Consider the following 15,569-nt stretch of genomic DNA (forward strand, 5'->3'; position numbering starts at 1 on the left):
GAGCCATTAAGCTAACTTGTACTAATTACCCGTGAGGCTTAACCATACAACGCCAAACGCGTTTTATGTGATAGTGAAACAAGCGAAGAAGTTAATAGACTAAAGTAGATACTAGAAGACTTTATTATCAGAAATTCCAAATTTTAGTTAGTGCGTAGCGATACGGATTAACACCAAATTTGCTTGGTGACAATAGCGTTTTGGACCCACCTGACCCCATGCCGAACTCAGTAGTGAAACGAAACAGCGCCGATGATAGTGTAGCATTTGCTATGTGAAAGTAGGACATTACCAGGCTCCAAATAAGAGAAAGCCCGACTAGAAATAGTTGGGCTTTTTTACGTCTGCAGAAAAGTGAAAATGCAGGTTCGAGGTGAAAGGTATTAGGTAACAGTAAAAGAATCAGCGCCTAATGCCGACTCTATACATTTGCTATGAGACTCTCTACGCTTTGGGCACTACGCCATTGCCAGGCTCCAAATTAGAGAAAGCCCGATTAGAAATAGTCGGGCTTTTTTACGTCTGCAGGAAGTGAAAATGCAGATGCAAGATAAAAGGTAACAGGTTAAAGGAAGAGAATTGATCAGAGCCTAATGCATACTCCATGCATCGGTTATGCATTCTCTATCGTTATCGGCACCATGACTCCAAACACGAAAAAGCCCGACTAGCAGTCGTTGGGCTTTTTCGTGTTTGGAATAAAGTGAAAATGCAGGTCAAGGTAAAAGGTAATAGGTTAAAGGAAGAGAATTGATCAGAGACTAATGCCTACTCCATGCATCGGTTATGCATTCTCTATCGTTGTGGCACCATGATATTCTACTGCCTTATAGCTACGAAGTAGCGCAGCGACTCTTAATACAAGAAAGTTCGACTTAATCAGCAGCTTTAGTCACTGTAAAAATATAATTTTGCTTTGTTAGTGGCTTTGATTTAGGATCAAAACAGTTTAAAACCAATATTGATTTGCCTGTGTATAGATTATTAATTAGCGCCTTATCCATTTTCTTTTGTGTTTCTGTATCTGCAGTTGAAGTAACTGATCTATATCAAGATATTTTGGTCGTAGAAGATAAATCTCGTGATGCGCGTTTAGACGCTAGTCGCAAAGCGCTTCTTAACGTACTAGTAAAAGTGAGTGGTGATAAAAGTGCAGATGAAAATCAGATAGCACAGCAACGCACCAAAGATATATCTGATTATATGCTGAAATTTGAATACGATGAGCGTATTCCTGGAACGCTTAAGTTACTAGTTAAATTTGAAGCGCGAAAGATCAATGCACTAATAAAAGATCTTAATTTGCCGTTGTGGGGAGCTCAACGCCCACTGGTTGCCATCTGGTTAGGCATTGAAGATAACAGGCAGCGAGAGCTGGTTACTCAAGAGAGTTATCCTCAGTTAGAGCAACTGATTTACGACAAAGCAAGCCGCCGCGGTTTACCGGTTGTTGTGCCTTTACTCGATTTACAAGACAGACGGCTTGTTGGTGTCCCTGAAGTTTGGGGAAATTTTTCTGGGCCTGTAGAAGAGGCATCTAAACGCTACAGTGCTGAGCGAAGTATTACTGCTAGAATGTATCAAGCGTTTAACTCTGATAATTGGGTACTAGATTGGCGCTTTACCAATGATGAAATGTTTGAATCTAACCGTATCACTGGCTATAGACAGCAAATTGTTGCGCAAATGATTGATGATTTAGCACAAGGTTTAGCTGGTGAATATGCGATTGATCCTAATGCTTATTATGAGCAGCGTACTGCCAATTTAACTTTAAAAGGGACTGAGAGCTTTGTTGATATTGAATTGGCTAAGCGCCGCTTAATGAATCTAAGCGTAGTAACTCAAGCTGTTATTCTACGCAAAACACCCGATTCGGTTGAGTTTGAGCTTCATCATACGGGGACTGTGAGTGACCTTAAAAAAGCCCTTGGCCTGGATAACGCCTTTAAAGACTATGTTGATCCTCGTGCTTTTTATCACATAGTTGATGAGCAAAGCCTAGAGTATCAATGGGTTGTAAATTAATGCTAACTCAAGAGCCAATACAAATGGCATTGCCGGTTACTTTACCGGACGATGAAACATTTGCATCCTACTTTGGCGGTGAAGACTCACTCGAGGTAAATCATCTCAAAGATAGCTTTTCTAAGCTTGCTCACTCTTTTCAGTATACCTATTTGTGTGGCTTAGGAGATTCTGGTAAATCTCACTTACTATATGCCACTTGTATTCAGGCACAAGAGCGTGGCTTATCTAATATGCTGCTTTCCATGCGCGAGGTCATTCATTTTGGACCAATGGTTTTAGATGGGCTTGAAGCATTGGATGTATTGTGTATTGATGATGTGCACTTGGTAGCAGGCAATGATGCATGGGAAAAAGCGTTATTTAACTTTTTTAATCGCTTTAATGAGCCCAATAAAATGCTGGTAGTGACTGCCGATTTACTGCCTAACATGCTTAATATTAGCTTGCCCGACTTAGAATCCCGTTTAAAGTGGGGCACTACGTTTCAAATTCGTTCTATGAGTGACGATGATAAAGCACAGGCGCTGGTTAAGCGTGCAAATATGCGTGGGCTTGAACTGAGCGATGAATGTGCGCGATTTTTATTAACGCGTTTGAGTCGTGATATGCGTGCTTTATTGGATGTATTAGACAAATTAGATCACGCATCCATGGCTGCACAACGAAAATTGACTATTCCTTTTATAAAATCAACGCTAAAGCTGTAGTAGGTCTAGAATCTAGACCCTGCTTTCAGTTATCATTAGCTAACTAAATTGTAATCACCTTCTGTGAAAGATCAGGTATCGAATGAACTTAGAAAACATATTAGCGCAAGCACTTGAGGCGGTAGCCAGTGCCAGTGAAATCGCGCAGCTAGAAGAGATCAGGGTTAACTATCTTGGTAAAAAAGGCGAAATTACCAGCTTACTTAAAACGTTAGGTAAAATTGCCCCTGAAGAACGTAAAGAAGCAGGCCAAGTAATTAACCAAGCTAAGCAAGACGTGCAAGTTGCGATTAATGACAAGCGTGAATTGTTAGCAAGTAAAGCATTAGAAGAAAAACTAGCAGCAGAAACAATCGATGTAACTTTACCTGGGCGTGTTATGCCATCGGGGGGTTTGCACCCAGTAACTCGCACCATTGAGCGTATTGAAAGCTTCTTTGGTGAACTTGGCTTTGCTGTTAAATCAGGCCCTGAAGTTGAAGATGATTTTCATAACTTTGATGCGTTAAATATACCAGAGCATCACCCAGCTCGCGCCGATCACGATACCTTTTACTTTAATCCTAAGCTGGTTTTACGTACTCAAACCAGTGGTGTACAAATTCGTACTATGGAAACTGAGCAACCGCCACTGCGTATTATTTCGCCAGGGCGTGTATACCGTAACGATTACGACCAAACACACACGCCTATGTTCCATCAGGTGGAAGGGTTGATGGTTGATACTGATGTAAGCTTCACTGAGCTTAAAGGTATTTTACATGACTTTTTACGTAACTTTTTTGAAGAAGACATGGAAATTCGTTTTCGTCCTTCATTCTTCCCGTTTACAGAGCCTTCAGCAGAAGTGGACGTGATGGGTAAAGACGGTAAATGGTTAGAAGTATTAGGCTGCGGCATGGTTCATCCTAACGTACTTAAGTCTGTAGGCATCGATCCTGAAAAATACACAGGTTTCGCTTTTGGTATGGGTGTTGAGCGCTTAACCATGTTGCGTTACGGCGTAAACGATTTACGTGCATTTTTCGAAAATGACTTAAAATTCCTAAACCAGTTCCGTTAAGAGTGAAGAGATAAAATGAAATTTAGTGAAAAGTGGTTAAGAGAGTGGGTAAATCCTGCAATTGATACGCAAGCTCTTTCGGAACAGCTTTCAATGGCTGGTTTAGAAGTAGATGGCGTTGAGCCGGCAGCAGCCAAATTTAATGGCGTTGTGGTAGGTGAAGTGGTTGAGTGTGGCCAGCACCCTGATGCAGATAAACTACGTGTAACAAAAATTAATGTTGGTGGTGATGAACTGCTTGATATTGTTTGTGGTGCACCAAATTGCCGCCAAGGTATTAAAGTTGCAGTTGCCACTGTTGGCGCAGTGTTACCAGGCGATTTCAAAATTAAAAAAGCCAAACTTCGTGGTCAGCCTTCACACGGCATGTTATGTGCGTTTGATGAGCTAGGTATTAGTGAAGAAGGCGATGGCATTATGGAATTGCCACTTGATGCGCCTATTGGTGCCGATTTACGCGAATATTTAGCGCTTGATGACAACATTATTGACGTAGATTTAACACCTAACCGTGGCGACTGTTTAGGTATTAAAGGGCTTGCCCGCGAAGTCGGCGTACTTAACAGTATTGATGTAAATACATTAAGCATTCCAGCGGTAACCCCGACAATTGAAGACAAAGTATCTATTGAGTTGGTTAACGATGATGCATGTCCTCGCTATTTAGGGCGTGTTATTAAGGGCATTAACCTAGACGCTGAGACGCCATTATGGATGGTTGAAAAGCTACGTCGTAGTGGTGTACGTTCAATTGATCCGGTTGTTGATGTGACTAACTTTGTATTATTAGAGCTTGGCCACCCAATGCATGCATTTGATTTAAATGTGATTGATGGTGGAATTAAAGTACGTAGTGCAACCCCAGGTGAAGAGCTGGTTTTATTAGACGGTAATACGGCTAAATTAAATGAATCGACATTAGTGATTGCCGATCATCATAAAGCGCTAGCCATTGCTGGTATTTTTGGCGGTGAGCAATCGGGTGTTACTGAAAAAACAACTGATATTTTACTAGAAAGTGCATTCTTCAACCCAGTGGCTATTGCAGGACAAGCACGCAGCTATGGTTTGCACACTGATGCATCTCATCGCTATGAGCGTGGCGTCGACTTTGCACTACAACACGATGCCATGGAGCGCGCTACAGCGTTACTTCTGGAGATTGTAGGTGGTAACGCAGGTCCAATCGTTGAAGCTGTTGCTGCAGATAAACTACCAAAAGTAACTGAAGTGCGTTTACGTCGTTCACGTTTAGACCGTGTTATTGGTCATCACATTGACGATGCTAAAGTAACCGATATACTTACGCGTTTAGGTCTTGATGTTAAATTTGACAATGATAGCTGGAGCGCTGATGTACCAAGCTACCGTTTTGATATTCGTATTGAAGAAGATTTAATTGAAGAAGTAGCACGTGTATACGGTTATAACAGTATTCCTAATGTGGCACCAACTGCAAAACTTAAAATGACCACACATGATGAGTCAACTGTTGCACTGAGCCGTTTTCGTAATGCACTAGTAACCCGTGGCTATCAAGAAGCCATTACTTACAGTTTTGTTGATCCTAAAGCGCAAGCTATTTTACACCCTGAGTGTAATGCATTGGTATTGCCGCACCCAATTTCAATTGAAATGTCAGCGATGCGTGTAAGTTTAATGCCTGGCTTATTAGCATCTGTTGCCTATAACCAAAACCGCCAGCAACCACGCATTCGCTTATTTGAACACGGCCTTAAATTTATCAGCGATGAAAGCGCAGAAAATGGCGTTTACCAAGTGCCGGTTATTGGTGGTGTTATTACTGGGCTTGTGCATGGCGAGCATTGGGTTGAAGAAAAACGTAACGTTGATTTTTACGACCTAAAAGGGGATGTTGAAGCATTACTTGCTATTACCAATGATGTTAGCCGCTTTGAAATTAAAGCCGAGCAATCAGATGGCCTTCATCCTGGTCAATCAGCTGTTATTTATGTTGATGGAAAAAAAGTAGGTTTCTTTGGTGCATTACACCCTCAAGCGCAAAAATCGTTAGATATCAATAACGCTACTTTTGTGTTTGAAATTGAAATGTCGGCATTAGAAAAAAGAAATTTACCGCTGGCTGTTGGGGTGTCTAAATTCCCATCAAATCGCCGCGACATCGCTATTTTAGTACAAGACAGCGTTAAAATAGGTGATATTTTAAACGTCATCGGAAAAGTTGGCGGAAATCAATTGGTTGACCTAAACTTATTCGATGTGTATAAGGGCAAAGGTATTGAGCCAAATTATAAGAGTTTGGCGATTGCTCTAACACTGCAAGCGGTTGATAGAACACTCGAAGAGAAAGATATCAATCAGGTAGTTGATAACGTGGTGGCCGCACTGGCCGAAAAGTTTAATGCATCGTTGAGGGACTAGATATGGCGCTTACTAAAGCCGACATAGCTGAACACCTATTTGAAAAGCTCGGGATCAATAAAAAAGATGCCAAAGATTTAGTTGAAGCGTTTTTTGAAGAAATCCGCTCAGCGCTTGAAAAAGGCGAGCAGATTAAGCTCTCTGGATTTGGTAACTTTGATCTTCGAGATAAGAAAGAAAGGCCGGGACGTAATCCGAAAACGGGAGAAGATATCCCAATTTCAGCACGTCGCGTGGTTACCTTTAGACCGGGGCAAAAGTTAAAAACCCGTGTCGAAGTAGGCACAAGCAAAAAATAAACAAAAAGGCAGCGTAAGCTGCCTTTTTTGTATCTGTTTTATTATTTCCGGGGGGAAATAAACGTTCCTTGATCTATTTGCTGCAAAGTCTGCTCGGCTAACCTATCTAAACTCTCTAAATTCTTTCCTTGTGCTATTAACTGCTGCTCAATTAACAGTATATCAATATGTTCAATACCAGAGAGCTGAGCTATTTTGGCAAAAATATAAGCATGTTTATATTGTTGATGTTTATAAAACAGGCTGATCAAAGACATATATATTTCAGGGTTCGGTTCATGCTTGGCTTTATTCAGCGCTAGCGTGTTGTATAAAAAATTAATCGCTTTTTCTTCATCAACCTTAATGTAATAAGACGCCAAGTAAAATTGCATCTCAGCACTTTGTTCAACTTCTGCAGTATGTTCTAAAGCGAGCAAACGTGTTAATGCACTTTCGTCATTGTTTCTTGACCAATGATAATAAAGCAAGCCCGGGTGGCTGGTGTGTTTTGTCTGTTGATAAATCCGCGCCATTTCCCTCATGCTCGTTAAGTGGGCATGTCGGCGAGCCGTGGTTTTGCTTTTTAGTTTTATGTGCTGAATGTTGGCTGCCAAAGCAATACATTGATTGTAATGCTCAAACGCTTTAAGTAATTGATATTTGTGCTCATCGGTTGGTTGTAAAGATTCAAGGTGACGAGAAACAATAGTACGTTCTCGCTGCGCTTTACAGTGACTATCTTGGTTAAGATCATTACACATGGCCGGCGATTCAACGCAAATATCTTCAACGGTTAAAGATTCTTCACAGCCTGTAAGCAACATTGCAAAGGCGAGGGTTATGCGCTTAAAAGCCATCCGAGTCTCTCAATTATCAATAAAGTATTATTCTAGCCTAAACTTTAGTCTCTAACAGTAGAGAATAAAATGAGATTAAATTAGAATAGACCTGCCCGAAGGAATGCGTTGCTCTCAAAATTCGATGCATTCTTAGGCTATCCGTTCAAAATTGTTTAATTAGGTAAAAAAAATGACCTCATCTCACGAGTTAGAATACACAAGTAGCTGGCAAGAACGTCAAGATTACGCAGAAAGCATGCAGCCTATTATTGGTAAATTGTACCGTAATCGTGGTATCGAAATCGCTGTTTACGGCCGTCCATTAGTAAATTCAAGCACTATTGATATTATCAAGTCTCACAAATCAGTAGCTCAATTTGAAGGGACTAAACTGCGCCTACGTGAAAGCTTCCCATTCTTAGAAGCTATCAGCAAAATGGAATTAAATTCTGCCCGTATCGATATTGGTAAATTAGCATACAGCTATTTATACACAGATGCAGCGAATGGTCGTTCAGTAGAAGAGTTTGTTAAAGATGAACTTGCTGAAATTGTTGACTCTAAACCAAAAGCACCGCGTGACGTTGTACTTTACGGTTTTGGTCGTATCGGTCGCTTATTAGCGCGTTTATTAATTGAAAAATCAGGCCCGTATGCCGATTTAAACCTTCGCGCTATTGTTGTGCGTGGCGGTAAAGATGGCGATTTAGAGAAACGTGCAAGCTTATTACGTCGTGACTCTATCCATGGTCCATTTAATGGTTCTATCACCATCGATAAAGAGCGTAATGCAATTAAAGCGAACGGTAGCTACATTCAAGTTATCTACGCTAACTCGCCAAGTGAAGTTGATTACAGCGCCTACGGCATCGAAAACGCATTAGTCGTTGATAACACAGGTATCTGGAAAGATGAAGCCGGCCTTGGTCAGCATTTAGAATCTAAAGGGGCTGCAAAAGTATTATTAACAGCGCCTGCTAAAGGTAATATTAAAAATATCGTTTACGGTGTAAACAACCAAGATATTTTACCGGAAGACAAAATTGTCTGTGCAGCAAGCTGTACAACCAATGCGATTACGCCAACACTTAAAGCATTAAACGATCAGTTTGGTATTAAGAATGGCCATGTTGAAACGGTTCACTCGTACACTAATGACCAAAACTTAATTGATAACTACCACAAAGCAGAACGTCGTGGTCGTGCTGCGGCGTTAAACATGGTTATCACTGAAACAGGTGCAGCGAAAGCGGTTTCTAAAGCATTACCAGAGCTTGAAGGTAAACTAACAGGTAACGCAATCCGTGTACCTACACCAAACGTATCGTTAGCTATCTTAAACTTGAACCTTGAAAAGAGTACAACGGTTGAAGAGCTTAATGCGTTTTTACGTGAAACAGCACTTCACTCAGACCTACGTGATCAAATTGATTACACAGCATCAACTGAAATCGTCTCTACCGATTTAGTGGGTAGCCGTTACGCAGGTGTTGTTGATTCTCAAGCAACGATTGTTGATGATAACCGCGTAGTACTTTACGTATGGTACGACAATGAGTTTGGTTATAGCTGTCAGGTAGTTCGCTGTATGCGCGACATGGCAGAAGTCTCATTCCCAAGTTTACCTCGATAAACATATGAGCAATTAAGAAAAGCCAGCACTTGCTGGCTTTTTTAGGCCTGAAGATTTTTAAAGTGAAGCGGTTATGGTACGCTTTATTAAATTGGGTACGCGTTTATACACTTTTAAAGTGCAGTGACACGTATTTACCTCTTGGCTAAATGCCTTAGTCAAAGACACACAGTTAACTAATAGGTTTGTTGTAATGAAAATCAGTAGCAATTTCGACAGTGGTAATATTAAAGTTATTGAAGCCACCGATCCGTTAAATATTCAGCTAGAAATTAATAAAGATCATCAGTCTGAGTTTTATCAGTGGTTTCACTTTCGTCTTGAGACAACGCCTTATCAACTTCATCAGTTAAATATTAATAATCTTGATAAGTCTGCATACCCTGATGGTTGGGTAGACTACCAAGCTGTCGCTTCATACGACCGTCAAACATGGTTCCGTGTACCGTCTTCGTATGAAAATGGCACATTAACATTTGAGCTTGAGCCTGAGTGCAGCAGCGTTTACTTCGCCTATTTTGCTCCTTACAGCTACGACCGTCATTTAGATTTATTATCATGGGCACAAAGCCAAGAGCTTTGTCAGTTAGAGACGCTAGGTCAAACCCTAGATGGGCGTGATATGAGTGTGCTTAAGATTGGCCAGCCAAGTGCAGATAAAAAAGTCATTTGGGTTACCGCTCGCCAACACCCGGGTGAAACTATGGCAGAGTGGTTCGTAGAAGGCTTATTACACAAGCTACTTGATGATGAAGACCCACATGCTGCAGCGTTACTATCAAAAGCGGTATTCTATATCGTGCCAAACATGAATCCAGATGGCAGTGCTCGTGGTCACTTACGTACTAATGCTAAAGGGGTTAACTTAAATCGTGAATGGCAAACGCCAAGCATGGAAAACAGCCCTGAAGTTTACTTGGTGCTTAATAAAATGCGCGAAGCAGGCTTAGACATGCACCTAGACATTCATGGTGATGAAGCTATTCCATATAACTTTGTTGCCGGTAGCGAAGGTATACCAAGCTATGATGCACGCTTAAAAGGTTTAGAAGATAGCTTTAAAGCCGCGCTTTTAACTATTACTCCAGAGTTTCAAGATACGCATGGCTACGATAAAGACGAACCAGGTCAAGCTAACTTAACAGTAGGTTCATCAGCGACCGCTGAAGAATTTAAAGCGCTTACTTACACAGTTGAAATGCCATTTAAAGATAATAATGACTTACCTGATCCAGATTACGGCTGGTCAGATCGCCGTTCATATCAATTTGGTCAAGACACTTTAGCAGCCATTGTTAATGTTGTAGACAACTTAAGATAAAACGCGTGTTTTAAAGGGTATCAATAATTTTGATGCCCTTTTTATTTTAGGCTAAACCGGCCGTATCAAAAAATAAAAATCATTTTCCACCTTCACACTAAAACGTTTCAATACACCTTCTCGACAGATTTAATAACCTATAATTTTAATCAATTCCCACTTAGTTAAACCTTGTCTTAGCAGGCTCAATATAAATAAACAATAAGTTGTTTTGAAAATTAACTGTTAACAAGGTTGGGCACTTAAGTTAATATCGATTGAACAATAAGAAAGACGAAAAAGATTAACCCCTTATTTCGTAAAGCTTATGACAGGTATTCTGAGTAGCAGAGTATGGTAATTAATAATAATAAATATAACTGTGAGGATGTTCATGGAAGCTTTTGTAAGCGCCGTTAATGATGTTGTTTGGAGTAATGCACTCATCTATTTATGCCTAGGCGCAGGCTTATTTTACTCCGTACTAACTCGATTTGCTCAAGTTAGACATTTTAAAGAAATGTGTAAGCTATTATTTAGCCCTAACACCTCAGAAAAAGGGATCTCATCTTTTCAAGCTCTTGCTGTTTCATTGTCTGGCCGAGTAGGGGTTGGTAATATTGCCGGTGTTGCAGCCGCAATTGGTTTTGGTGGCCCTGGTGCTATTTTCTGGATGTGGGTTGTTGCTTTTTTAGGTGCAAGTACTGCATACGCGGAGTCAACATTAGGTCAAATTTATAAATTAGAAGAAGACGGCCAATACCGCGGTGGTCCAGCGTATTATTTTGACCGTTGTTTAGGACAAAAGTGGCTGGCTGTATTATTTGCTGTATCGGCAATTATAGCCTGTGGGGTTTTCTTACCAGGGGTGCAAGCAAACGCTGTAGGTAATGCATTCACTCAAGTATTTGGTGATGGCACTATGGTCTCTACAAGTTTTGGTGACGTAGGCAGCTTTAAACTCGTTGCGTTGGCTATTATTCTTATTGTTTTAGCGTTTATTATTTTTGGTGGTATAAAACGCATCGCTAATTTTACGCAAATTGTTGTGCCATTTATGGCGCTTGGTTACATCGTTCTCGCCTTAATAGTGGTATTCATAAACTTAGACAAAATACCGGGTATTTTCTCACTCATTATTGGTGATGCATTTACAGCTCAAGCAGGCTTTGGTGCCGCAATTGGCTGGGGTGTTAAGCGTGGAATATACTCAAATGAGGCCGGTCAAGGTACAGGCCCTCATGCAGCGGCTGCAGCAGAAGTTGATCACCCTGCACAGCAAGGTTTAGTTCAAGCTTTTTCTGTTTATGTTGATACACTTTTTGTATGTACAGCAACGGCATTAATGATCTTAATAACGCAGCAATACAACATTGTTGGCGAATTACCTGCGGGCCAATTCATTGTACAAAACGTTGATGCAGCAACTGAAGTGGGGTCAGCAGCGTTCACCCAAATGGCGTTGTTTAGTGTATTTGGTGGCTTTGGAGAGGCGTTTGTAGGCATCGCCTTATTTTTCTTTGCTTTTACCACCATACTTGCTTATTACTTCATTGCAGAGACGAATATCGCTTACCTAAACCGCTACTTTAAAGGAAGTATTCCGCTTGTAGCCGTAAAACTTGTCATTATGTTTATGGTAGCCTACGGCATGGTTAATAGCTCAGGTTATATTTGGACTATTGGCGACATAGGCGTTGGCTTAATGGCGTGGATCAATATATTGGGTATATTAGCCATTTTCTTTGTCGCTAAACCGGCCTTAACATGTTTGAGCGATTATGAAGACCAGAAGAAAAAAGGTGGCCAAATCACATTTGATCCAGTTAAGTTAGGGATTAAAAACGCCACCTTCTGGGAAAAGCGTCTTGAAAAGCAATCAAAAGACGCTGAATAAACAGACCCTAATAACCTAATATGAACTATTGGGTTAAATTCAAAAAAGACAAAGAGCAATAAAACAAGTACAATGAAAAGCGCCGAAAGGCGCTTTTTTTATGCGTAGTATGGAGAGAGATGTATGGCGATTATTCGTTGCCCCAAATGTGCAAAATCAATTTCAGATAAACATCCGCAGTGTCCACATTGCCAAAGTAACGTTGCTGAATTAAATGCCGAGCAAGTTCAACAACTTCAACGTGAGCAGCGAATTAAAAAGCAGCAAATGTTTATGAACCACTCCTTTTTAGCGCTGATCTTATTTTTAGGTGGCTTCTTTTGTTTGTACTTCCTACAACCTCAAGAAAAAACACTTCAGTGGTATGCGTATACCTCGGCCATTGGCATTGGCTGTATTTGGTACCTTATTAACCGTATTATTTTAGTGACTCTGAAAAAGAAAAAATGACATGAATATTGACAACCTAGTACAGAATATTACTCCAGAATTATTTGAGCGCTTACAGTATGGCGCGGCAACGGGAAAGTGGCCAGATGGCACGCCTTTATCAGATGAGCAAAAGCAACAAACAGTGCAACTAGTGATGTTGTACCAAGCAAAAGTAGCACAATCAAACGAGCAGTTTACCATTGGTGCAAATGGAGAAATGATCCAAAAAACCAAAGCGCAACTACAAAAAGAATTCAAATCAGATAACGAAATAGCTAGGTTCAGTGAAAATGATCTTTAAACACCTTTTTACACCAAAATGGAAACACCCAAAGCAACAAGTTCGTTTAGATGCGATTGAAAAACTTGATGTGGCACGTGACGTAACAATTTTAAGCACTTTAGCCCTTGAAGACTCATCGGCTGAAATTCGTCGTAAAGCACTGCAAAAAGTAAACGACTTACCACTGTGGTGGAAAGCTTACAAACAAGATCAGGCATTGAAAGATGTTGCTGAACAACAAATCTCATCGGCTGTATTAAACAGTGAAAGTAGCTTATCGGCGCAGATTAAAAATGAGTATATTGAACGCTTTGCACCAGTTAAAACCCTTGAAAAACTAGCATTTGCTGAAAAAGAACTGCAAGTGAGAGTTAAGCTATTAAAACGCCTAGCTAACCCTAAACTGATTGAGAAAGCCTTTAAAGAAGCAAACGAAGAGCTGCAAAAACAGTTAGTAGATTTAGTCATTACACAGCAGCTAACTAAAGCACTGTTAAAGCATGCTCAAGGTGAAGCCAAAGTTGCTCTTGAAAGTCATCTTGAAAACGAGCGTTTAGCGCTTGAAATGCCATCGCAAGTTGAAAACGCAACCCGTGTTATTTTAGCCAAGCTTAATGCACTTCGTGATAAAAATGACTACGCCATTGTTGACCCACAAGCTGCCGAACTTATGGCACAGTGGCAAGCTCTAGAATTAAAATGGCTAAGTGAGGAACATGTAAAAACCCTTGATGCTAAATATATTTCAATTACCGATAAGCTCGATGCACACATTGCAACCTTAAAAGCGCAACATGAAATAGAGCAGCAACGTTTAGCGCAGCAACAGCGCCAAGTGTTAGCGTTAGCTACGTTAGAAGCATTAAGTGAAGAAATTGAAAATGCATTGCAACTTGGATTAGAAACCCCAGAGCAAATTCAGCAAGATTGGCTTAATGCAAAAGTAGCACAAGCAAAAGACACACTAGATAAAACGCAATTGATGGCTGATCAGCAATCAAAACAAGTGATTAATAAGCTTGAGCAACTATTTTTACAAGTAGCCAAGTTACCTGAGCTAACTACGGCGATCAAAGAATATAAAATTGCCTACAGTACGCTTATTGAAATAAAACCTGCAGAGCAACTTAGTGATTACGATCAACAGTTAACAGCGTTCAATGACACATTTAAAACTGCACGTAGTCACCTAAATGTACTTAGCACTGATTTACAAGCGTCATTCAAAACTCAGCTTAACAGCCATAAAAAGCAATTTTTAGCCGCAATGAGCGAACTCACTAAGCCGCTTGAAAAAACCCAGAGCCAAGCTAAACGCAAGGCACGTGATGTAAAACGTTTAATTGAAGAAGGGCGCTTTAACGTTGCATTTGGTGTATTTAAAGGCTTCGAAGAGCTATTTAACGAATTGACCGATAAATATCAACAACCGTTGGTTAATTTAAAAGCCGACCTAGAAGCGCAATTAGCCGATGCTAAAGATTGGCAAAAATATGCGGCCGCACCAAAACGTGCAGCACTTTTAGAAGAAGTAACAGCGTTAGTTGATGAGCCGTGTAACGATCCACAACAGCGCGCTGATCAAGTTAAAGTACTTCGCAAGCGTTGGAACGAACTTGGACGCCTTGATACAGAGCAAGAAAAGCAGCAAGGAAATGAGTTTGATGAAAAAATTGAGCTTCTGTTTGCACCGTGTCGCAGTTATTTTGCAGAACAAGAAAGCCAGCGAGAAGCGGCTAAAGTAGAGCGTGAGCAACTAATAGCGCAAATTCATTCGCTGCACTTACAAGCGACAGAGGATGCTGATTTAGATTGGAAACAATTTGAAAGTCACTATAACCGATTACAAAAAGCATGGCGTAGCGTAGGTAAAGTTGATCCTAAAACATACCGCGTATTAAACGAGCGTTACAAGGCAGAGCAGCAGCTTGTTGTATCTTCACTTAATGCGTTTCACAAAGGCAATGCTGCACTTAAAAATGAGCTTGTTGAGCAGGCGCAACAGCTATCGCAAAGTGACAATCTAGCAGAGGCGTGTCAGCAGTTAAAGCAGTTACAGCAACAATGGCAGAGTATAGGTTTTGCAGGCTTAAAAGCTGAGAATGCACTGTGGCAAAAATTCCGTGAGTTTAATGATGCAACATTCACTAAACGCAGCGAAGAGTTTGAGCAGCAAAAACGCGAGCAAGGTGAGTCAGATAAGCAGGCTACAGCTGAACTTAATGAGCTAGAGGCGGCTTTAAATAGTGTTGAAGGTAAAGCCCAGTTACTTGATTTGCAAACCAAAGTTAAAGGGTATAAGTCATTTAAATCGTTAACGCCTAAAGTATCCGCTTTGTTGTCAGCCATAGATGAAAAGCTAACAGGGTTAGTTGCTAAAAATGAGCAGGCTAACTTAGATGCATTATTTGTTGCGCTTGAGAATAATGATCCGGTGCCAAGCCAGTTTACTGGTGCGGTAAAAACGGCATTAAGTACCGAGCAGTTGCTCACGCGTATGGAAATACTAGCCAACGTTAGTTCGCATGATTCCGCGCAGAGAATGGTTGAGCAAGTGGCAATGCTAGATGACAAACACCGCGGTGACCACGCTGATTTAAACTATTATTTAAAGCAATTAATAGCGCTCAGCGAAGGTTCAGTCAAAACTGACACACTAGCAAGGTTAAAAGTTATTTTTGCTGTAAACTGACTTTTATC

General features: G+C 40.7%; 12 protein-coding genes and 1 rRNA gene. 12 read left to right on the forward strand and 1 reads right to left on the reverse strand.

Features of this window, described 5'->3' with window-relative positions; genetic code table 11:
* Positions 1 to 182: 182 nt before the first annotated feature.
* From rrf to ihfA, 6 genes are all read left to right on the forward strand, one after another.
* A 5S ribosomal RNA gene (gene rrf / locus A9479_RS14955) occupies positions 183 to 297 on the forward strand.
* Between the two features lie 675 nt (positions 298 to 972).
* Entirely contained in the window at positions 973 to 2,028 is a 1,056-nt protein-coding gene (locus A9479_RS14960; RefSeq protein ID WP_024603125.1) for a DUF2066 domain-containing protein, read from the forward strand.
* Positions 2,028 to 2,738, forward strand: coding sequence for a DnaA inactivator Hda (hda, locus tag A9479_RS14965; protein ID WP_024603126.1), 711 nt, complete (start codon positions 2,028 to 2,030; stop codon positions 2,736 to 2,738). The genes A9479_RS14960 and hda overlap by 1 nt, the downstream gene beginning before the upstream one ends.
* An 82-nt stretch (positions 2,739 to 2,820) precedes the next feature.
* Positions 2,821 to 3,801, forward strand: coding sequence for a phenylalanine--tRNA ligase subunit alpha (gene pheS / locus A9479_RS14970; RefSeq protein ID WP_013464600.1), 981 nt, complete (start codon positions 2,821 to 2,823; stop codon positions 3,799 to 3,801).
* Positions 3,802 to 3,816: 15 nt separating this feature from the next.
* Positions 3,817 to 6,204, forward strand: a complete 2,388-nt coding sequence (gene pheT / locus A9479_RS14975) for a phenylalanine--tRNA ligase subunit beta (protein ID WP_064663853.1) — start codon at positions 3,817 to 3,819, stop codon at positions 6,202 to 6,204.
* 2 nt (positions 6,205 to 6,206) lie between these two features.
* Positions 6,207 to 6,503, forward strand: coding sequence for an integration host factor subunit alpha (gene ihfA, locus A9479_RS14980; protein ID WP_008114070.1), 297 nt, complete (start codon positions 6,207 to 6,209; stop codon positions 6,501 to 6,503).
* A 41-nt stretch (positions 6,504 to 6,544) separates the two neighbouring features.
* Here the strand turns inward: ihfA and A9479_RS14985 are convergent, their stop codons facing one another.
* Complete coding sequence (locus A9479_RS14985) at positions 6,545 to 7,342, reverse strand: DUF2989 domain-containing protein (protein WP_064663854.1); 798 nt, start codon at positions 7,340 to 7,342, stop codon at positions 6,545 to 6,547.
* A gap of 172 nt (positions 7,343 to 7,514) precedes the next feature.
* On the opposite strand from A9479_RS14985, the gene A9479_RS14990 reads away from it, so the two are divergent.
* From A9479_RS14990 to A9479_RS15015, 6 genes are all read left to right on the forward strand, one after another.
* Entirely contained in the window at positions 7,515 to 8,957 is a 1,443-nt protein-coding gene (locus tag A9479_RS14990; protein WP_013464603.1) for a glyceraldehyde-3-phosphate dehydrogenase, read from the forward strand.
* A 193-nt stretch (positions 8,958 to 9,150) separates the two neighbouring features.
* Positions 9,151 to 10,278: a M14-type cytosolic carboxypeptidase gene (locus tag A9479_RS14995; protein WP_064663855.1), complete on the forward strand. Its 1,128-nt coding sequence runs from the start codon at positions 9,151 to 9,153 to the stop codon at positions 10,276 to 10,278.
* A gap of 373 nt (positions 10,279 to 10,651) precedes the next feature.
* Entirely contained in the window at positions 10,652 to 12,154 is a 1,503-nt protein-coding gene (locus A9479_RS15000) for a sodium:alanine symporter family protein (protein ID WP_064663856.1), read from the forward strand.
* 123 nt (positions 12,155 to 12,277) lie between these two features.
* Entirely contained in the window at positions 12,278 to 12,604 is a 327-nt protein-coding gene (locus A9479_RS15005; RefSeq protein WP_008114079.1) for a hypothetical protein, read from the forward strand.
* 1 nt (position 12,605) lies between these two features.
* Positions 12,606 to 12,887 carry a YeaC family protein gene (locus A9479_RS15010; RefSeq protein ID WP_013464607.1) on the forward strand — a complete coding sequence of 94 codons (282 nt, stop codon included), beginning with the start codon at positions 12,606 to 12,608 and terminating at the stop codon, positions 12,885 to 12,887.
* Positions 12,877 to 15,561, forward strand: coding sequence for a DUF349 domain-containing protein (locus A9479_RS15015; RefSeq protein WP_064663857.1), 2,685 nt, complete (start codon positions 12,877 to 12,879; stop codon positions 15,559 to 15,561). The genes A9479_RS15010 and A9479_RS15015 overlap by 11 nt, the downstream gene beginning before the upstream one ends.
* The last annotated feature ends 8 nt before the right edge of the window (positions 15,562 to 15,569 follow it).

It is taken from the genome of Pseudoalteromonas sp. MQS005, assembly GCF_001661605.1.
Classification (GTDB): domain Bacteria; phylum Pseudomonadota; class Gammaproteobacteria; order Enterobacterales; family Alteromonadaceae; genus Pseudoalteromonas; species Pseudoalteromonas tetraodonis.